The following is a 20,272-nucleotide window of genomic DNA, read 5'->3' as shown; positions in this document are numbered from 1 at the left end:
CAGAGGTCGGAGGGCAGAGGTCGGTCTCTCAGGCCATGATCCCGTTCAGGAGCAGATCGATGGCCTGCTTCTTACCCTCGCGCAGGACCCGTGGAGAACCCAGGTCCATCCCGAGAGCCTGTGAAAGGGTGTGTCGGTTCGAGGTGTAGATCTGGCAGAGTGCGATCAGGTGGATCAGGAGGTGTCGGGCATGGATCTCCCTGCGGACCACGCCCTTGGCCTTGGCCCGCTTCAGGGCCCGATCGAGCAGGTGGAGGACCGGATTCTTGGTCAGCTGGGGTCTGGCGCTCTTCAGACCGCGCCCTTCGTTCAGGTTTTCCCAGAGGACGAGACGGGTGAAGTCGGGATTGGCCCGGAGGAAATCGAAGTAGAGGGCCACGATCTCACGGAAATTCTCCTCGATATCATCGGAGTGCCGGAAGGTCTCCACTTCGAGGAGACTGAGGCGCTTGTAGATCTCGACGAGGGCGGCCTTGTAGAGCTTCTCCTTGCTGCCGAAATAGTGGTAGACCATCCGCTTGTTCACCTCCGCGGCCTGCACGATGGCATCGACGGTGGTGCCGTGAAAACCGTGGGCGGCAAACAGGTCCATCGCGGCGGAGAGGATCCGGCCCCTGGTGTCCGTCTTCCCGGTGCGTTCAATCATATAGTGCTTGCGCATGATGCGAGGTAACTGTTTGGTTACAATCCTTTTGAGTCACCCTGAATTTCATGACGGTGCCGCTTGATTTACCTGCGGTCGAGGAGTTCCTCGCCGCGCCCACCGCCGGGGCCATCAGCGCGGTTCAAGAACGTCCCGGTGACTTCATCGTCCTGGGGGCCGGGGGCAAAATGGGCACGACCCTCGCCCTCATGTTGCGGCGGGCCCTGGATCGACTGGGCCGGACCGACCGCGTCATCGCGGTCTCCCGTTTCAGCCAGGCTTCCAGTCGGGCAAATCTTGAAGCGTTCGGGATCGAAACCCGTCCCTGCGATCTTTCGGATCGCGTCGCTTTGGCCGGCCTGCCCGACGCCCCCAATGTATTTTATCTGGCGGGAACGAAGTTCGGGACGTCGGATCGACCGGATCTGACCTGGCATGCCAATACGGTGATCCCCGGCCTGGTGGCGGAACGCTATGCCCGGGCGACCATCGTTGCCTTCTCCACGGGTTGTGTCTATCCGTTCGTCCCGGTGGCGAGCGGTGGTGCGACCGAGGATACCCCGGTGGAACCACTTGGTGAATACGGAGCCTCCTGCATCGGCCGTGAGCGCGTCTTCTCCTTTTTCTCCCACCGGTTCGGAACCCCCGTCTGCCTCTACCGGCTCAATTATTCCGTCGAGCTGCGTTATGGCGTGCTCGTTGACATCGGGACGAAGGTCCTGAAGGGGGAGCCGGTCGATATCAGTGCCGGCTACGTCAATCTGATCTGGCAGGGAGAGGCCGTCGCCCGCGCCATCCAATGCCTCGGGGTGGCCGCAAGCCCGCCGGCCGCTCTCAACGTGACCGGTCCGGATATCCTGCGGGTCCGCGACCTGGCGGAAGCTTTCGGTCGGGTCCTCGGACGGGAGCCGGTCTTTACCGGCGAAGAGAGCGATGTCTGCTGGCTGGCCAATGCCTCCCGTTCGATCGATCTGTTCGGGCCGGTCACGATCGGTGTCGATCAGATGATCGATTGGATCGCGGAATACCTTCAGCGAGGAGGGGGGCTGCTCGGCAAACCCACCCATTTTGAATCCCGTACCGGCAAGTTTTAGGGCGGCAGATCAGATGAAAGTGAACACCTTCTCCAGGCGTTGGCGGTCGCGCTGGAGCACGACCCTCCATCTGGAACCCGGTGGAGGGCGGTCCTTTTGGCTGCGCATGGCGCGGCCGGGACAGGCCCGGGCCGCCGCAGGCAGAATCCGGACGTCCCTGTCGTTGTTGCAGAACCCGGAGACTCATTTCACGCGGGCCGGAGGGCATCCGTGAACGCGGCTCCGCAAGATGCATCCGGTCTGGTCTGGCGCCGGCGCCGGCGATTGCTCGTCGGGCTGGCCTTCATCGGTCCGAACCTCGTCGGTTTCCTCGTCTTCACCCTGGCGCCACTCATCATCAGTTTCGCCTTCGCCTTCACCAATTGGGACCTGCAACTGCACAATATATTCCGCAGGGAACCCCTGGTCTTTGTCGGGCTGTCCCACTTTCGCGAGCTTCTCGGGCATCCCGAGTTCCGGCAGTTTCTCGGCAATACGCTCTTCCTGATGATGGGGATCCCGTTTGCCATCGCCGGAAGCCTGGGGGCTGCCCTTCTGCTCTCCTCGCCGATGAAGCGCCGTCCGGGCTGGCGGACCCGGCCCCTCGTGATATCGGGATCGGTGCTCCTGGTCAGCCTGGCGGTGCTCGGGCTTTCCGGCTTTTCCGTTCCCGCGATCGGATGGTTCCTTCTGCTGCTCTTCCTCAGCATCCTGGCCGGCGGCATGTTGACCGGCAATACGGTCTACCGAACCCTCTTCTACACCCCCCACTTCACGGCCGGCGTGGCCACCTATGTCCTCTGGAAGAAGCTCTACGATCCGCAGGCCGGGCCGGTCAATGCGCTCCTCGAGCCCTGCCTCCGTGGAGTCGCGTGGGTGGTCCGACGCCTGCCCGAATGGGCCTTCACCCTTGGCCCCGTCCTGCTCTTCCTGCTCGCGGCGGAAACGGTCCGGCGGTTTGTCCGCTGGAGCCTGAAGAACTGGTATGGGGGCGAAACCGGCTGGCTGGCGCTCCTCCTCTCTTCCGTCGCCTCCTCGATCATCTGCCTTTTGTCCATCCGCTGGGTTCCCGGCCCTTTCGGCTGGCTTCCCGCAGTGGGGTTTCTTGCCGGATTGTGGGTCCGCCCCGAGGCACGGGTCCGGGGGAGGCGGAGGCCCCTCGCCGATCGCGGTCTGGGCGGGACGGTCCTGCTCGGTCTTCTCACCACCGTTTCCGTCCTTGCCCTGATCGGATTGGCCCGCCTGGGGGGGGCACTTCCTTCCATGGCCTCGGACGGCCTGCAGCCCCCACTCTGGCTGGCGGACTATTACTGGGCCAAGCCCTCCATCATGATCATGGCCCTCTGGGCGGCGATCGGTTCGAACAACATGATCCTCTACCTGGCCGGACTCTCCAATGTACCGACCGAACTTTATGAGGCGGCTTCGATGGACGGGGCTTCGGGTCGGCAGCGCTTCTGGCACGTGACCTGGCCGCAATTGGCACCGGTCACCTTTTTCATCTTCATCATGAGCATCATCCAGGGACTCCAGGGCGGGTTCGAGATGGCGCGAACCATGACCCAGGGCGGACCGGCCGGGGCCACCACCACCCTGAGTTACTTTGTCTATATCGAGGGTTTCGAGACCGGGCGTCTCGGCTTTGCCTCCGCCGTGGCCTGGGCGCTCTTTGCCCTGGTTTTTGCGGTGACCGCGATCAATTTCAAGTTCGGCAGCCGCTACACCAATGACTGACGGGGACGAAATGGTGCATCCGCGCAGACCACGATCCGAGCCAGGCCAGGCCCGGTGGGCCCTGCACCATGCACTTCTCGCGTTTCTCGGACTGATCATGATGGTGCCGTTCATCTGGATGGTCCTGACCAGCCTGAAACCCCTGGCCGAGGTCGGGGCCAGCTGGTGGATTCCGCAGATCTGGCAATGGTCGAACTACGGCGAAGTCTTTTCGGTCATCCCGTTCGCCCGCTTCTTCTGGAACAGTCTCTTCGTGGCGGCCTGGGTCACCTTTCTGCAGGTCACGACCAGTTCGATGGCGGCCTTCAGCTTCGCCCGGCTCGACTGGCCGGGGCGCGACCGGGTCTTTCTCCTTTACCTCGGGACGATGATGCTGCCGGGCCTGGTCATGCTCATCCCCAACTACCAGCTGATGGTGCGTCTTGGACTGGTGGATACGCTCCCGGGCCTGATCCTGCCGGCCGCCTTCAGTGCCTTCGGCACCTTCCTCATGCGGCAGTTCATGCTGACCATCCCCCAGTCCCTCGATGAAGCGGCGGAGATCGACGGCGCCTCCAAGTGGCGGGTCTTCTGGGATGTCATCATGCCCCTCAGCCGCCCCGGACTGATTACCCTGACCATCTTCACCTTCATGGGCAATTACCACAGCTTCTTCTGGCCCCTGGTCATGCTGCGAAGTGTCGAACGTTACACCCTTCCGGTCGGGCTCCTCTTTTTCGACTCGGAGCGCGGCCAGTCGCCCCATCTGCTCATGGCTGCCGTCACCATGTCGGTGGTTCCCCTCATCATCCTCTTTGTCTTCCTCCAGCGTTACCTGGTCCGGGGAATCATGCTGGGCGGAGTCAAGGGATGAGGAAGGGGAGATGGGAGATGTGAGATGGAAGATGTGAGATGGAAGATGGGAGATGGAAGATGTGAGATGGAAGATGTGAGATGGAAGATGTGAGATGGAAGATGTGAGATGGAAGATGGAAGATGGGAGATGTTGATCGGCGACCTTGAAAGGGCATGGTTTCGGGTATGACACCTGAAGAGATGTGTGAACGAACCATGCAGTTCGCATTGCGGGTGATGCGACTGGTTGACGAACTACCCGGCACGCCTGCTGGACGGAATGTCGGTGGACAATTGGTCCGTAGCTCTTCGTCGGTCGCCTCGAATTACCGCGCAGCGCAACGCGCACGATCGCACGCGGACTTTTCCAACAAGATCGGGATCGTGCTGGAGGAAGCAGACGAATCCGGGTTCTGGCTGGAGTTGATCGAGCGGGGGAGTCTGCTCCCGGCAGAACGTCTGAAGTCCCTTCAGCTTGAAGCAGACGAACTCACGGCCATATTCGTTTCCATGAAGAAGACGGCGCGCAGCGATCGTCGGTAAATACCATCTACCATCTACCATCTACCATCTACCATCTGCCATCTGCCATCTGCCATCTGCCATCTCCCATCCAACACCTTGTCCAGTTCGCGGGCCACAATCCGGACGTCGGGTTCCCGGAAGATGGAACCGTGATCCCCCGGAACCTTGATCAATCGGAGGGAGTCACCGCAGAGTTCGCGCCAGCCCTGGTCGCCCTGGTCCCGGCGTGCTTCGGATCGGAACAGAATGATTGGTCCGGGGTAGGATTTTGCCCGGTAGCGCCGGCCCATGTAATGCGTGGACCAATACGCATAACAGCGCCGCCATGAGACCGGTGGGGAAAGACGGAGGCGGAGCATCAGTTCGTAAAGGCGGACGTATTTCATCCGCCATGACCAACGGCGCCATTCTGCCCGACCGCGCATCCACCACTTCAACGTGAAAAACCGGAGGGGGGAGGGGCGTTGGGGTCCGGGCCGGCTTTCAACGGGTCCGGGTGGGGCGTCTGATGGCCCCGAATTCCACGGGGTGACCGACGGGTGCAGACGGGGAGGGGCGGAGTCAAAGAGGATGGTCTGGACCACCTCACGGCCGGCGGCCGTCAACTGGCGCGCCAGTTCATAGACAACGGTTCCGCCAAAGGAATAGCCGGCCAGGGTCACGGGCCCCCCGGGTTGGTGGCGGCCGATGATTTCGGCGTAGTACCGGGCCACTTCCTCGATTCGGGTATGTTCGGTTCGCCGGCCGGACAGGGTGTCGGGTTCGAGGGCGAAGAGGGGGCGGGCGCACTTGAGGTGGCGGATGAGCTGCCGGCAGAAGAAGATCTCTCCGGTCATGCCGCCGACCAGAAAGAGCGGGTCTCCGATTCCATCGGGCCGGACGGCAATCAGGCCGGATCGAATAGTCCGGTCGGAACTTCGGTCGAGGTATCGGGCCAGGCTCTGGATGGTCGGGTGTTCGAAGAGAATGGACAGGGCGATCTGCCGTTGAAAGAACCGCTCCACTGAGGCCAACAGGCGGATCGCGGTCAGCGAGGTGCCTCCGAGATCGAAGAAGCCGACGTCCACGGGCACCGAGTCCCGATCAAGCACCTCAGACCAGAGTTCGGCCAGGTTTCTCTCGGTCCGGGTTTTCGCAGGTTGAGCCTCCTCCTCAGCCTGTGGGGCCGCCGTTCTCAGTGCCTTCGAGTCGATCTTGCCGTTGACGGTGCGCGGGAGGGCCTCCAGTTCGACCAGCCTCTCGGGAACCATATAGTCGGGGAGTTCCGCCAGGAGCCGGGTCCGAAGTCCGGGACCGGAAATGGGTTGATCCGGGTCGGTCACGTAGTAGGCGGCGAGGAAGACCTCCCCGGAGCTGCGGGTCAGGGCAACGGTGCAGGCCTCGCGGATCCCGGGTTGGGCGAGGAGGCGGGCGTTGACTTCCCCCGGCTCAACCCGGAAGCCCCGGACCTTGACCAGATCGTCGTTTCGACCCGCCCCGTGGAGGCAGCCGTCGGCATCGAGACGTCCGAGATCGCCGGTCCGGTAGAGCAAAGACCCGCCACCCTCCGGATCCGGGATGAATCTCTCGGCGGTCATTTCCGGCTTTTTCCAGTATCCACAGGAAAGGTAGCGACTGCGGATGCAGATCTCCCCTGTCTCTCCAGGCGTCAAGATCCGCTTCTCCGGATCCAGCAGAATCACCTCGACCCCCTCCACCGCCCTGCCGAAGGGGATCCGGCCGGTCGGCAGCTCGGTGTCCGCATCGATCGGAAAGACCCGCACCGAATTGATTTCGGTTGATCCGAGTCCACAGAGAAAGCGCTTGGAAGCTCCGAAGACCCGTCGCCCGCCCTCAATATCACGTCGATAGGCCTGTTCGCCGCCCAGGACGACAATGCGCAGGTCGGGGAATTCCTGGCCGGGTGCGACCTGGTTGATGATTTCCCTGAAGAGGGAGGTCACGCTGTGGCAGATGGTGATGCGGTGTTCGCGCAACCAGTCCGCCAAGCCGTTGAAGCCCTCAGCCTTGAAGTTTCTCGGGTGGAGGCTGGCCCCGCTGAGGAGGGCATAGGTCACCGCGGAAAGCCCGCCCATGACGCTGGCCGAGTAAAAGAGGGTGAAGGCGTCCGAAGGCCTGGTCTCGAGTATCCGGGTACGTCTCCTCGCCATGTGGGCGATGGAGCGATGGGTGTGCAGGACGCCCTTCGGCGATCCGGTCGAACCGGAAGTGTAGAGGATGACCGACGGGTCGTCCGGGGCGACGGTGGGCCGTTGCGTCCCGTGGGAGGTCTTCGCATACGCCTCTATCGGGCGGGCGTCGATCGGTCGATCGAAGAGCTCGCGCGCGGCCGCCTCAAGGTGGGGGGCGGTGATGACGAGGTGAGGATCGGCATCCTCGAGGATCAGCCGGTTGCGTTCGGATGGGTAGCGTGGATCCACCGGGATCGTCACCCAGCCGGCCTTCCACGCGCCAAAGACCACTGCAAGATGTTGAAAGGAATTGCCGAGGTAGACCATGACCCGGCCTTCGGGTTGGATTCCCTGCAGGTGTCCGGACACCCGGTCCGAGGCCTCGGCCAATTCGCGGTAGGACCAGGTCCGGCCATCCTGGCAGAGGGCGGGGCGATCGGCCATGAGCGTGACCACCCGATCGAAACGCCGGCCGATCACGAGTTCATCTTCATCGTTGGGCCAGGGGATTGGATCCGGGTAGGGCATGAACTCGATTCAGGTTATCATGGATGGATCCAGGAGGCTATCAGGGGAATCCTGATTCGTGCGCCCCGATGCCTGCGCCTCATCAACAGCATGAGATTTGTCCGAGCGCGATGAAATAGGTCGCTCGGGGTTTGGAGTCCGTGTTAGGGTTTCAGAGATTTGGAATCATGAAGTCTGAACCTGCCGGTTTTCCCATTCACGATCGGCCTTTTGCAGAGGGGCACGTTGCAGCGGGGCCCGCCCTCAGGGACCGGGAGATCCTTCGTTCTCTTGGTCGGCAGATGGCGGAGGAAGTCATGCGGCAGGATCGCGCGGCCAAGGCCGAGATGTGGCGTCGGAACAACGACCGGGATCCCGTTCGCAAGATGGTCTGGCTGACCGAGGTGCCCTGGCACGAACTGCGGCCCCATCGTCAGGAGTTGGTCTGCCTTTGCACCGAGCCCTGGTTGCGGGAACTGGAAGATGAGCTGCGCCGGACGCTCTACCAGTGGAGGCACTTTCCGGTTGATATGATCCTCGATGATCACATCCCCTGCCGCAAGGTCTGGCACAGCACCGGCATCGGCCTGGTTCCGCGCGACCGGACCCTCGCCCAGCACGATCTGGGAGGCATTCAGGCGCATCACTGGGAATCCCAGATCAGGGGGCCCGACGACATCGGGAAAATCCGGATGCCCACGGTGACCTATGATGCCGTGGAGACAGCCCGCCGTTTCCATGTGCTCTCCGGCATCTTTGAGGGAATCCTTCCGGTGAAGATCGTCGGTATCAAGCACATCTGGTTCACCCCATGGGATCGCCTCTTCTCCCTGGTGGATATGACCGAGATGATGATGGCGATGATAGAAGCCCCCGATTTCGTCAACGCACTGGTCAGTCGCTATGTCGATGCCTCCATGCACGAATTGGACCAGGTGGAGGCCCTGGGCCTCCTTGGCAATGGAGTGGACAATATCCGGGTGGGGTCGGGTGCCTATGCCTACACTGGTGATCTCACCGGGAAGGGCGCCGAAGCCGACCCTGTCCGTTGCCGGGACATCTGGGGGTGCGGGAATGCCCAGATCTTCTCGGAAGTTTCTCCGGACATGCACTGGGAGTTTTCCCTGAAGCACGAACTGCGGTGGCTGGAACGATGGGGCATGAACTACTACGGGTGTTGCGAGCAATTGCATGGAAAGATCCACCTGCTGGATCGCATCCCCAACTTGCGCAAGTTTTCCCTCAGCCCGCGGTGCGATATCCGGAAGGCGAGGGAGGCGGGCGCGGACAAATACGTCCTCTCGATCAAACCCAATCCCGCGCTTGTTGCGGTCGACGACTGGTCACCCGAGCGGGCCCGACGGCAGATCCGGGGCATTCTCGAGGCCACGGAAGGCGCCACTGCCGAATTGGTCTTCAAGGACATCTCAACCGTACGCAATGATCCTCAGCGCCTGGACGACTGGGCCCGGGTCGCGATGGAAGAAGTGGAACGTGCCTGACCCGGTAGAAGGCGCTTTGCGCCCCGACCCGACAGGATCTGTAGGAGAGGCTTTACGCCTCGATCCGACGGTTGAGTTTTTCCCGTAGGGCCGGACCTTGGTCCGTGCCGTCCTGGCTACAAATCCCGTGGAATGAGGCGTCTCTGATGCCTATTTCGCGTAATACCGCGCGACCCGTCGGATGGCCTGGCCGCACTTCGTGCCGTAGTCGTCGCTCATGGCCTCGTTGACGGGGATGATCAGGCAGGTGTCGAGAATCGCCTCCGCCTCCGGGCAGCTGACCTTCGTATAGTCCATGCCGGTCAATCCGAGTTCGCGGATCGGCCAGCGGCCGGCGAAAAAGGCGTGGTTGGCAAAAACCGGATACTTGTAGACCGGAGCCGGGATATAGCCGGCGCTGGCGCTCAAACCCTCCGCCTTGAGGGCGGCGACGAAGGTGGCCCGATCGACCTTCAGGCGGTCCGGTTCGATCCGCAGCATATAGAACCAATAGCTGTGCCAGTCACCATCAACCACCTCGGGAGGAACCACCCCGGGGGCATCGCCGATCGCCTCGGTGATCCGCGTGCCGACGGCGTTGCGCCGTTCGCAGATGTGTTTCAGTTTTCCCAATTGGGCGGCCGCGACGGCCGACTCCGGTTCACTGATCCGGTAGTTGGGGGCCAGGGCTTCGGGCATCCGGCTGCCGGTCACCCGGTCGTAGTTCTTGTCGCCCCACTTCTGGAGGCCGGGCCCCAGCTTTTCATCGTTGGTGGCGACCATGCCGCCGTCGCCGCAGCTGATGTGTTTGAAGTCGTTGAAGGAATAGCACCCGAGCGTTCCGATGGTTCCGACCGGACGACCCCGGGAGAGGGCGCCCCAGGTCTGGGCACAGTCCTCGATCACCGCGAGACCGTGCTCTCCGGCAATGGCCATCAGTTCATCCATGCGGCAAGGATTTCCGGCGAGGTGAATGGCCATGATGGCACGGGTCTTGCCGGTGATCTTCCGCCGGACATCGGCCGGATCCATATTGTAGGTGTGGGGCTCAAGGTCGGCGAAGACGGGGACGCCCTGCTGGTAGAGGACCCCGATCATCGAACCCATGTCGGTGATCGGCGACATGATGACCTCGTCGCCGGGGGCCATTTCCAGTGACGCCACCGCCATGTGCAGGGCGGCTGTTCCGGAAGAGCAGGGCGCGCAGTATTTGAGCGGGTAGTGCTTTCTGAAAGCCTCGAGCAATGCCCTGGTCTGGGGGCCATTCCAATAAAGCAGGGAGGACTGACCGATCATCGCGGTCAGATTGGCCAGCTCGGCTTCGTCCCAGCGAACGCGGGTGGGGACAGGCTCGGTCAGAATGGCGGCGCCGCCTTCAGCAACCGGGAGTTCAGATGGTGTGGTGGTCATGATGGAAGAGACAGCCTTCAGGATAAGCCGATTCGTTGGCTCAGAACTGGTATTTCCTGTTCGTAGTTTTGTCTGTTGTAGTCGCCCCAGTCTCTTGGGGCGTATCAGCGTGGGTTTGCGGCAAGAGACTGCCGCAGCGACAACTCAGGATCCCTCCCGAATATCCCTGTTATCAGGACCATTCAGAACGGCCTCTCCCGTTGGTAGGCATCCCGCGGTCGCGGGTCTGTGTCGAAGTGTTCATTTGAGATTGGCGGGTCGATTGTGCTCAATCGCCTCCAGCCACTCCAGGCAGAGCATGAGCCGCCGGGGCAGATGGTAATTGCCCATCCGGCTGACCCTGGCCGGTGGACGGCCGTTGTCGTCGGCCTCGAGCGCCCAGACCGGACCCGACCGGCCGGAAACCCTGAAGGTCTTTGTCGTGTAATCGTCGATACGGAAGAACTCCTCGAGGGCGCGGGCCTCGCCGGTCAGCGCGTAAAGCATGAGGTTGCCGATGAGAGCTTCGTCATGGTGCCAGAGGAGGCGGCCGGGCAGGGGACCATGGGATAGGCTGACGGCAGTCCGGAAGCCCCCACGGGCCTTGTCCCAGGATGCGTCGCCGTGACGACGGAAACGCTGGATGGCCGTGTCCTGGATGGACGGGTCCTTCAGCAGGGGTACGGCGTCGAGGATCATCCACATCGTCTCCATGGCGTGGCCAAGAAGGAAGAAATCTTCGTTGGCGTCGGCCGGGCGCTGCCGTTCATGATCGAGGGCCTCCGAAGTCAGCTGATGGAGGGGATGATGAAACGGACCCAGAACATGGGCCACCGCCTCGGCAAGTTCCGCCTGGAGGACCGCGTCCGGGTGATGCTGGAGCACCTGGGTGAGAAAGCGGATCCGGACCATTTCGTGCCCGAGCAGCCGGAGACCCGGATAATGGACCGGGAGGTAGTCGGGTTTGGCATTGCGGGTGGGGTCGTCGAAGAGACGCCGCGAAAGCCGGCAGGCGACGAGGGCGTTTTCCAGAACGGTCGCGTCACCGGTCGCCCGGGCCAATTCCTGCATCCCTTCGGCCACGAACATACCGGCATAGCCCATCCCGTCAGCGGGCTCGGTCGGCTCGCCGTTCGGACCGACGGAGCGGCGCCAGAGACCCTCTTCATCCCGGCCGTGAGCGAGGAGAAACTCGTAGGTCTTCCGGGCGATTTCCAGGAATCGGGAATCATGGCCGAAACACCGGTAGGCATGGGCGTAGATCCAGAGTCCGCGTCCCTGGTACCACATGTACTTCTCATCCGAGACCCGCTGCCCGTCGTAATCCAGCCAGCAGAAGAAGCCGCCGCGTTCATGGTCGACTGCGAAACGATCCCAGAAGGGAAAATACTCCTCGAACAGTTCGCGACGGTAACGCTCGCCAATGGCCGCCAGTGCGGGCGTCAGGACGGCCTTGGGCGAAATGCGATTCGTTCGAATTCGACCCTCGGGGCTTGCTCCTCTTTCTCGAGTCACGTATAAAGTAACTAAATAGTTATCAGGCGGGGGACAAGACTGCAGTCGTGCCCGGCCGCTGTGAACCGTTCGATCGAACACCACCACGTTATGCAGACACAATCGACTGTCGGCCCATTGGAGCCCCGGATCCTGCCGACGCCCGGCATGGGGCAGTGTATGATCGGAGAAGAAGAGACCGCCCTGGTCAACGAGGTCATGCGGAGCGGACTGCTTTTCCGCTATTACGGCCTTACCCCTCAGGACAAACCCGCCATGGCCGCGACCCTGGAAAGGGAGTTCCGGGAGAAGGTGGGCTCGCGCTATGCCCTGGCCGTGACCAGCGGCACCGCCGCCCTCGAATGCGCCCTCGCCGCACTCGGAGTCGGCCCCGGCGACGAAGTCATCGTTCCGGTCTGGAGCTGGATTTCCTGCGTCTCGGCCATCGTGCGGGTCGGCGGCACGCCGGTCCTGGCGGATATCGATGAGTCCATGACCATTCCGGCCTCGGAGATCGAGCGCCTGGCGACGGACCGCACCAAGGTGGCCCTGCTCGTTCATTTTCAGGGAGTCGCCTGCGACATGGATGCGATCATGGAAGTCTGCCGCCGCCGGAAGATTCTCGTCCTGGAGGATTGTGCATCCTGTGTCGGCGCCTCCCACAAGGGGCGCCGGGTCGGCTCGATCGGCGATATCGGCATCTACAGCTTTCAGTTCATGAAAGTGATGACGTCCGGCGAAGGCGGCATGGTCGTGACCAATGATGCGCGTCTCTTTGAGCGCGCGGTCCGGATGCACGACGTGGGCCAGGCCCGACCGGTTCATGCCGGACAGATCGAACCGAAGGAGATCCAGTTCTTTGGATCGAATTTCCGCATGACAGAACTGACCGCCGCGGTCGGGCTCGCCCAGTTGAGAAAGCTTGACGGGATGATCGAGAAGACCCGACACAATTACGACCGCCTGGTTGCCGGCATCCTCGACCTGCCCGGGGTGGAGGAGCGCACGATGGCGGATCCGGCCGGAGCCATCGGGCTCGAGATGTACCTGCGCCTGCCGACTCCCGAAGCGGCCAAAGCGATCACGGCCGAACTGAGCCGGCTCGGCATTCCCAGTGCCCAGCGCACCGGCACCTATGCCCAGTACGCTCGGGAATACATCATCAAGCGCCAGGCCCATCATCCGGCGGCGTCCCCGTTCAGGGAGGTGAAGGATTGGCCGGCGGTCGGCTATCGGCCGGAGGACTTCCCGGTCACCAATGACGTGACCGCCCGAAGCGTCGTCCTTCCGGTCGGGGTCCTCTACTCGGACGAAGATATTGACTTTATCATCGCCGCCTTCCGCCAGGCCCACCGCCTCGCCGGATTGTAGACGGTTCCTGGACAAGAGACGGCGCCGAGGGCATTCAATGTTCCGGCGGCACCCTCGTGGTGCTCACGTAGGGGTTTCCTCAACCCACTAACGGGCGCCATTGAGTGCGCCCGTTCGAGAGACGAAAGGGTCGTCCGATAGGTCCCCCTTAGAGAGCCGACCTCCGTGTCGGCCGCGGAAGCCCAGGCTCCGGTTTCGCTGAGTCCGATCCAAACTGGGCTGCAAAAGCGGTCCATGCTGGAAATCAGGTGCGCGAAAAAACCCATGGATGTCCTCATCTTTCTCTTGCCATCGTTCAGGGGGGGGGGGCAAAACTCATCAAATCTAATGTGAAGCGCGCAATACATTAGATTTATTTATGTCTCGAGAGATACTCGCAAATCTGCCCCCCCCCAACCCCGTTCAATCCATGAAATCCGGAATCCTGTCTGTCATTTATCTGGTAATAGCGGCCGTGGTGCCGCTTTCGATGCGGGCCGAGGATTCCTCTGCCGAGAGCGTCCCCTCGATGACGGATCTTCGCACCGGGGGACGTGAGGCCGTTCGCGAATGGATTGCCGAACGGGCGATGGCAGGACGCATCGGGACCACCCGGGATGAACGAGAGTTCCGGGCCAGTGTCGAATTGGCGGTCTGGATCTACAACGAATCTGGAGGCGATCTTGTCGAGGACGCCGTCGCTGAAGCCGAAGATCGGATTTCATCTGCGATGGACGCCGAGACAGATCGTGCGAAGAGGGCGCGATTGGCGGCGGTGCTCGGCAAGCTCTACCAGAATCTGCAGGGCGATGCGGTCCGCGCGCGGCTCTGGTACGAAAACGCCCTGCGCCTCGACCCGGATGACGAGATGGCCCGGGAGGGTCTGCAGAAACTCGCGATAGCCGACGCGGTATCCGAGCGCAAGCAGCGGGAAAACGAGCGGTTGGTCGAGCTCGAGCGGGCCATGGACCGTCCGGTCGCAAGCCCCTGAGCCCACCCAACCCTTCCCGCACACCCGCAACCCACAACCCCTGCCCACCGATGAAGCCACCGTTTCTTACCCTCGCGGCACTCTTGCCTGTCGTCGCCTGTCCCCCGGCCTTCGGGCAGGCACAGCTGGACCCGGTGACAATTCCTGTCGAAATCACAGCAGAGTATGTAACTGAAGCCAATCTCTGCTGGAATGATCCATGTGGTCCGGATCCCCGCATCGCACAGCTTCTTCTATCGCTCGGGGATCTGAGTGTTGACACGGGGGAACTCTACGGGGAGACCATAGTTGGGTACACCGGTGATCCCTACTCAAGTGAACTGTCTGGAACGGCCAACCTGAAGCCCGGAAAGAAATATCAATTGTCAATCGACCCCTACTTCCTGGCCTCCTGTGACATCCGGATCGAACTGCCATCCGGCTATTCGGTCTTTGTGGAAGGCGTCGAGCGTCTCATGATTTCTGGTACAACCTATCAATTTCTCGACTTCAGGGTCGAGTCGAATGTGACCATGGCGGCCGGTCAGGCGGTCGAACCTCGTCCAGGACGAATCGTGTGGTCGGTCGGTATGGGCCAGTTGCGCAACGGCGATCCGGCCGGGAGCATCCAGATGCGCGAGCTTATGCTGACCGCGACCACCTACACGCCGGCGGCGCTCTACTACGACCACAGCAATCCGGACATCGAGGTGCTCGAACAAAGCGGCGTCCTCCGTCATGTCTACGCCAATGAGTGTCTCGCCGACATTCAGAAAGACCCCAACGCGTATGAGGGTACGCACACTTACTGGATTCGGTTCTACGGTCGCACTGAGGTTGGCCCCAAAAACCCCAATGGCACCTACAATCAAACCGATAAGAGCCCCTTCGTTGAATACAAGGTTGAGAACCCGACCTACCCAACCATCAGCAAGCTTCGCATCACCCGCTACTGGCACCTCCCGAGTACCCGAACCTCCTGGACGGAAATCACAAAAAGTGGCAGCACGTGGACCGTGGTGCCCTGGAACAACCGGACAGTTGGAAGCGCGCCTGATGCCGAGACCAGGATCACCTATGCGAACTCGGACAAGGAGGAGACGATCGAAGTCAGAGACGGTGGGTCGAACGTCTATGCGAAATCCTTTAACGAGTACAAGGATCACCCTTGGGGAGACCGCGAGCTCTACAAGAGCATCAAGGGCTACGGGTACTCAAACCCGCTTCAGACGACTTTCGATTACGGGCAGACCAGCGGATACAGCAACTACAAGAAGGTGGTTTCCAAGGTCGAACCCGATGGGTATTGGGAGAAGTACGATTACTACAGCAATGGCCAGATCTGGAAGGTCTATCGCCCCTTCGAAGACAGCCCGACCGCTCCGGGATCAGCCACCGATTCGAATTGCGAGTTGGTCACCTACACCTATGCCACCGACTTCAGCGGAGCTTCCGTGCTCCCGGCCACCATTTTGACCCATCGCAATGGGTATCTCTCAGGCAAGACGGTCATTTCCTACGACAACACCAACGAGGATCGCAACGACATGCCGGTGGTCGTGGCGACCCGCAACGACTACTGGAACTCAGGCAGTTCGGTTGAGACGATCACCCGGACCTACCGGGCCGATGTGGCTGAAGTCATCGCCGAGGACTTCCCGACCGATCAGACCAAACAGATCGAATCGACCTATTTCCCGGGCAAGATCCACTCGATCAGCCACGCGGACGGATCCATGGAGGCCTATGTCTACCAGTGGGGGACCTACAATCCGAGCAACCGCACCTTCTCTGCAGTTTCGGGCGGAACGGAGTTTATGGTTGCTGTGATCCATGGCACGACGTCCTCGAGTGGCAACGTGGCGCTTTCCAGTTACGACGGGTACGAGATTTCGACCTCGGCCGACTACACTGCTGGAATTGGCTTCCACCTGATCCCGGACCAGTCGACGATGGAGGCGACCGTGTTTTCATCCTCTGGCACGCCCATCTGGGTCGAGAAGCGGATCTACGCCAATTCGTCTTGGCACATTGTTGACCGTGAAATCACCGCCTACCAGGGAGGTCTGGCGGCCTTTCCCTATTGGAAGTCAGCCGATTCCGGCGACCCCTACGGCAACTGGACCACCTACGACGCAACCTACGGAGAGGGCTTCCTGATCACCCAGGAGACCAACGCCGACGGCATCCAGCATGTCCATACCTACGATGAACTCGGTCGCAAGAAGAACCAGAAGCGCACCACGGTGACGGGCCAACCCGGTGGCGGAGATCTGTGGACGATGTGGACCTATGATCCCGCGGGTCAGGTGACCTCCACCTGGATCAGCAACACTTCGGGCACCTCGGCGGGTTCGTCCGACCTGGCTACCTCCTATACCTACGACAAGGCCGGTCGCGTTGCGACAAGAGTCGAGAAGGTTGTCGACGGGTCCTCCCCTGTCAACGCGGCGACCACCTACTCGTATTTCTATGGAGGCAATCCACGTGCGACCCGTGAACTGCGTCCAGATGGAAGCGACCTGATCCGGACGACCTGCTACGACCGGCGCCTGAAGAGCATCACCGGCAGCGCTGAGGTCAATAAGTACTACGACTACTGGGCGCAGTCGGACGGCCGCCTTCGCAGGCAGGAGCGCCTCTCAACGTCCGTGAGCGGAGACGGATGGCACGATACCTACTTCGACTGGCTCGGAAGGGTGAACGAGGACCTGAAACCCAGCCCGGCGGGTGGCCACGTCAAGAATCACTATCTCTACAACTCAGCGGGCCAGCTCTATTTGCGCCAGCTCAAGGACGAGGGCTGGGCTTGGATCCAGGCCGCACATCGCTGGGTCTACGACGCGCAGGGCAAACTGATCCGCGAAGGCATGGATCTGGATCAGAACAATTCCCTTGATCTTCTGGGCGTCGATCGTGTAACGACACGCGATGAGTATTTTGAGCAGATGAGTGGCGACTGGTGGAGCACGGTGACCCAGACCAAGCTAACCAGCACGACTGATTCGATTAACGGTGTCTCTTCTACGGTTCGTACGAGGTTGACTGGACGCACCTCAACACTGCGCTCCGAAACGCAGACAACGGACCCGAATGGGCAGGTGACGACGGAGATCGTGACCTTGGATCGCACCAATTGCAGGCTGACTACGACGACTACCTATCCAGGCGCCACCAACACAGCTGTTTCGATCACGGTCAATGGACTTCTCGAAAGCGAGACGAGCACGTTCAATGCGAAGATCACGTATCTCTATGACAACTACGAAAGGATCCAGAGGAAAACGACCCGACAGGACGCTTCGGTAGGAGACAATACCTACGTCGAGCTGGAGTACTACCCGGGGACGCGTCTGGCAAAGCACCGAAAGAACCTCTATCTTGGAGGAAGTGGGTTCCAGAAGACCTACTATGACAAAGCCGGTCGGGTTACAGTCGACGAGATCAGCGACAGCACTTTATGGAAGACAAAGAGATACGCGTACAACAGCCGCGGGCAGATCGAGTATCAGTGGGGCTCTGATCTCGAACCGGTTCAGTACGTCTACAACGGATACGGGTGGCGAACCGCAATGCGGACCTTCCGGGACGAAACGGTCAATTGGAACGCCGCTTCGTGGCCGGGCGGAGGTTCTTCGTATGACCAGACGACCTGGAGCTACGACATACCGGGCGATGTGAGTGGCGCCCAGCGCACCGGCGTCGTCTATTCCAAGACCGATCCTCAGAGCCGAACTGTCCAGTTTCGCTACAATAAGAGGGGTCAGGTTTCGAAGCGGACTTGGGCCAGAGGCGTCGTAACCAACTACAAATACTACGACGCGATTGGAATCGACTCGGATATCGGAGCCCAGGCGTATATGACCGGCGAGTTGAAGATGATCGACTACTCCGACTCGACTCCCGATGTGAAGTACTATTACAACGCCAGCTACGGGGCGAATGCGTGGAGAACCGGCAAGTTTAACGCGATTTCAGATGCCACTGGAGGTCGAACGTTCTCCTATCGAACGAACGACCTTCAGGAGGCATGGGAATGGTACAGTCACGGGCACTATGGGGTAACCGGAGGCTACGGGCGCGGCCTGTGGCGTTCCTACGATAGCAAAGGTCGGCTTTATTCGATGAGCGTCGGCTGGGGCAATGATACGGACGAAGCCGTCGAGTCGCGCTACTACTACGGAGGGGCTTCCGGATTTGTTCGGAACGTTGCCGGGCACAGGCCTGGAAAAATCTGGCGTTTGTTCACCTATAACTACCGGCCGGGTTCACATCTGATCAGCAAGATCTACGGGTACGATTTCGACTTTGAACGGAACATCAACCACCAGCAGTGGCGTAACCTGATCGATTCCGTCGAGAACAAGTGGGGCTCCACAAATCTGGCGACCTTTGCCTACAACTACGACTGGGCCGAGCAGAACATCAACCGGACCATCACAGGAAGCATCGCCAGTCAACGGGGCGGTTCGTCGTTGCTGGACGACTATGAGCTCAACGCAAAAGGAGAGGTGATTGGAGCCGATGCCCAGAAGGGCCTTTGGAACGGGAGTTCCTGGGTTGACCGGCTCTACGACTGGGGCTATGATGCTCAGGGCAACCGCGAGAAGGAAAAGGCCGATGGAGGCAGTTGGTCCAACAACACAATCAATTCGCTCAACCAGATCACGTATTCGGGCGCGACCCACACCTACGATCTGGATGGCAACCTCACCAATGATGGGACCTGGGCCTACTCCTACGACGCCGAGAACCGGATGATCTCGGCGATTCGCAATGACTCGTTGCTGTTTACCTTCTACACCTACGATTACATGGGGCGCCGGGTTCGAATTGAAACTAGGAACGTGACCCTGACCCTGATTGGAGACATCCGTATTGCCTATGACGGTTGGCATCCGGTGGCCGAATTTGACGCCATGCCGGGCGGGACCGCTTACCCGACCGTCCGCTCCTACATGTGGGGTCTGGACGTGACCGGGACCGTCCACGGTGGCGGCGGGGTGGGCGGCCTGCTGCTGACCACGGACGGAACCAACCACCAGATCCCCCTCTACGACGCCAATGGGAATGTGCAGGGCCTCATCGATGCCGGCGACGGCACGCTGGAGGCGGTCTATTCCTACAGCGCATTCGGGGAACTGCTGGGCTATGCCAATCCAACCGGGGGCACCTACGCTCAGGACAACCCGATCCGCTTCGCCAGCAAGTACTGTGACGAGTATACCGGGCTCTACCAGTACAACCACCGGATGTATTCCCCCAGGCTCGGACGTTTCATTACCCGAGACCCGATCGGGGAATACGGGGGACTCAATCTTTACGCCTACTGCCGGAATGGGCCCGTGGATGACTGGGATTACTTGGGACTAATGCCCGATGGTGGTTTGGGTCTGGTGTTTCCTCCTGCCGAGTTGGTCTACTTTGCCGGTTACGTTCTCAGCAAGATCTTCAGCGGTAGCCCGGACAGACCGCTTTTGAACGAACCGACCTACAGGGAGACCTGGCGGGCCTTCGAGCGATACACTTCCAGAGGGGATACGCTGGGCCGGCCGATGACCTTGCGGCATAGCGCAAAGACCGAAGGCGTTGAGGTTGAAGAGGCCCAAAGGGGGGAGTTGCGTTCTAGAATAGAGAAGGCAGTAGTTTTTGAAGGTAACCTTGAGAGTGGAATAGACCGAGTTATTGATGATCTCCTCCAGATTGGACTCTACGGTGGCGATCTAGGAAGGGCGATGATCAACAACATAATTGCTGAGGGTTTGACCATTGTCCTGGATACGGATCTTGAGGTCGCTACGGGACATCGTGGAACCCGGACACTGCAACTGAATCCGGATCATTCTTTGTATAGCCCGGGCCTTGGAATGGGCATCAGGGTCGCATTCGGGAGCCGAAATTATCGGGCACGAGCTTGGGCGTGTTACTGCAGATCAGTGATCCCATGAATGTGGCGCTCGTTCAGAATATCTTGGCAGCGAACTTCCGAGCATGGATTGAAGGGCCTCCAGAGACGGACTTACGGTGGCTATCCAGTCTACCCGGAATGGGGAGAGAGCCACATTGTGTTTAGCACGGGTGTCGGATTTCCAAGACGTATT

General features: G+C 60.8%; 12 protein-coding genes. 8 read left to right on the top strand and 4 right to left on the bottom strand.

What is annotated here, in order from left to right; translation table 11 throughout:
- Positions 1-28 precede the first annotated feature (28 nt).
- Entirely contained in the window at positions 29-661 is a 633-nt protein-coding gene (locus R3F07_11525) for a TetR/AcrR family transcriptional regulator (GenBank protein ID MEZ5277001.1), read from the bottom strand.
- 50 nt (positions 662-711) lie between these two features.
- On the opposite strand from R3F07_11525, the gene R3F07_11520 reads away from it, so the two are divergent.
- The 4 genes from R3F07_11520 (at position 712) to R3F07_11505 (ending at position 4,827) form a co-directional block, all read left to right on the top strand.
- Complete coding sequence (locus R3F07_11520) at positions 712-1,737, top strand: NAD(P)-dependent oxidoreductase (protein MEZ5277000.1); 1,026 nt, start codon at positions 712-714, stop codon at positions 1,735-1,737.
- A gap of 210 nt (positions 1,738-1,947) precedes the next feature.
- A complete protein-coding gene (locus tag R3F07_11515) occupies positions 1,948-3,450 on the top strand; it encodes a sugar ABC transporter permease (GenBank protein MEZ5276999.1) in 1,503 nt (500 codons plus the stop codon).
- Complete coding sequence (locus tag R3F07_11510; protein MEZ5276998.1) at positions 3,443-4,303, top strand: carbohydrate ABC transporter permease; 861 nt, start codon at positions 3,443-3,445, stop codon at positions 4,301-4,303. The genes R3F07_11515 and R3F07_11510 overlap by 8 nt, the downstream gene beginning before the upstream one ends.
- Before the next feature lie 182 nt (positions 4,304-4,485).
- Positions 4,486-4,827: a four helix bundle protein gene (locus R3F07_11505; GenBank protein ID MEZ5276997.1), complete on the top strand. Its 342-nt coding sequence runs from the start codon at positions 4,486-4,488 to the stop codon at positions 4,825-4,827.
- Between the two features lie 14 nt (positions 4,828-4,841).
- On the opposite strand, the gene R3F07_11500 is transcribed toward R3F07_11505, so the two are convergent.
- Complete coding sequence (locus tag R3F07_11500; protein ID MEZ5276996.1) at positions 4,842-7,508, bottom strand: alpha/beta fold hydrolase; 2,667 nt, start codon at positions 7,506-7,508, stop codon at positions 4,842-4,844.
- A gap of 167 nt (positions 7,509-7,675) precedes the next feature.
- Here R3F07_11500 and R3F07_11495 point away from each other — a divergent pair, with 167 nt between their 5' ends.
- Positions 7,676-8,989 carry a hypothetical protein gene (locus R3F07_11495; GenBank protein MEZ5276995.1) on the top strand — a complete coding sequence of 438 codons (1,314 nt, stop codon included), beginning with the start codon at positions 7,676-7,678 and terminating at the stop codon, positions 8,987-8,989.
- A gap of 150 nt (positions 8,990-9,139) precedes the next feature.
- On the opposite strand, the gene R3F07_11490 is transcribed toward R3F07_11495, so the two are convergent.
- A complete protein-coding gene (locus tag R3F07_11490) occupies positions 9,140-10,378 on the bottom strand; it encodes a DegT/DnrJ/EryC1/StrS family aminotransferase (protein MEZ5276994.1) in 1,239 nt (412 codons plus the stop codon).
- A gap of 240 nt (positions 10,379-10,618) precedes the next feature.
- Positions 10,619-11,872: an AGE family epimerase/isomerase gene (locus R3F07_11485; protein ID MEZ5276993.1), complete on the bottom strand. Its 1,254-nt coding sequence runs from the start codon at positions 11,870-11,872 to the stop codon at positions 10,619-10,621.
- A 90-nt stretch (positions 11,873-11,962) separates the two neighbouring features.
- On the opposite strand from R3F07_11485, the gene R3F07_11480 reads away from it, so the two are divergent.
- The 3 genes from R3F07_11480 to R3F07_11470 all read left to right on the top strand — a co-directional run bounded on the left by R3F07_11480 (position 11,963) and on the right by R3F07_11470 (position 20,119).
- Positions 11,963-13,222 carry a DegT/DnrJ/EryC1/StrS family aminotransferase gene (locus R3F07_11480; GenBank protein ID MEZ5276992.1) on the top strand — a complete coding sequence of 420 codons (1,260 nt, stop codon included), beginning with the start codon at positions 11,963-11,965 and terminating at the stop codon, positions 13,220-13,222.
- A gap of 409 nt (positions 13,223-13,631) precedes the next feature.
- Positions 13,632-14,192 (top strand): hypothetical protein, encoded by a 561-nt coding sequence (locus tag R3F07_11475; protein ID MEZ5276991.1) that lies wholly within the window; start codon positions 13,632-13,634, stop codon positions 14,190-14,192.
- Positions 14,193-14,242: 50 nt separating this feature from the next.
- Positions 14,243-20,119, top strand: a complete 5,877-nt coding sequence (locus R3F07_11470) for an RHS repeat-associated core domain-containing protein (protein ID MEZ5276990.1) — start codon at positions 14,243-14,245, stop codon at positions 20,117-20,119.
- The last annotated feature ends 153 nt before the right edge of the window (positions 20,120-20,272 follow it).

The organism is Opitutaceae bacterium, assembly GCA_041395105.1.
GTDB lineage: Bacteria > Verrucomicrobiota > Verrucomicrobiia > Opitutales > Opitutaceae > B12-G4.
Note: the sequence above shows the minus strand (reverse complement) of the source record. Positions and strands in the feature narration are given on the sequence as shown.

Bases quoted from the DNA above. Each gene is read 5' to 3' on its own strand.
- R3F07_11525 (MEZ5277001.1), bottom strand. From the start codon at position 661: ATGCGCAAGCACTATATGATTGAACGCACCGGGAAGACGGACACCAGG.
- R3F07_11520 (MEZ5277000.1), top strand. From the start codon at position 712: ATGACGGTGCCGCTTGATTTACCTGCGGTCGAGGAGTTCCTCGCCGCG.
- R3F07_11510 (MEZ5276998.1), top strand. From the start codon at position 3,443: ATGACTGACGGGGACGAAATGGTGCATCCGCGCAGACCACGATCCGAG.
- R3F07_11505 (MEZ5276997.1), top strand. From the start codon at position 4,486: ATGTGTGAACGAACCATGCAGTTCGCATTGCGGGTGATGCGACTGGTT.
- R3F07_11500 (MEZ5276996.1), bottom strand. From the start codon at position 7,508: ATGCCCTACCCGGATCCAATCCCCTGGCCCAACGATGAAGATGAACTC.
- R3F07_11495 (MEZ5276995.1), top strand. From the start codon at position 7,676: ATGAAGTCTGAACCTGCCGGTTTTCCCATTCACGATCGGCCTTTTGCA.
- R3F07_11490 (MEZ5276994.1), bottom strand. From the start codon at position 10,378: ATGACCACCACACCATCTGAACTCCCGGTTGCTGAAGGCGGCGCCGCC.
- R3F07_11480 (MEZ5276992.1), top strand. From the start codon at position 11,963: ATGCAGACACAATCGACTGTCGGCCCATTGGAGCCCCGGATCCTGCCG.
- R3F07_11475 (MEZ5276991.1), top strand. From the start codon at position 13,632: ATGAAATCCGGAATCCTGTCTGTCATTTATCTGGTAATAGCGGCCGTG.
- R3F07_11470 (MEZ5276990.1), top strand. From the start codon at position 14,243: ATGAAGCCACCGTTTCTTACCCTCGCGGCACTCTTGCCTGTCGTCGCC.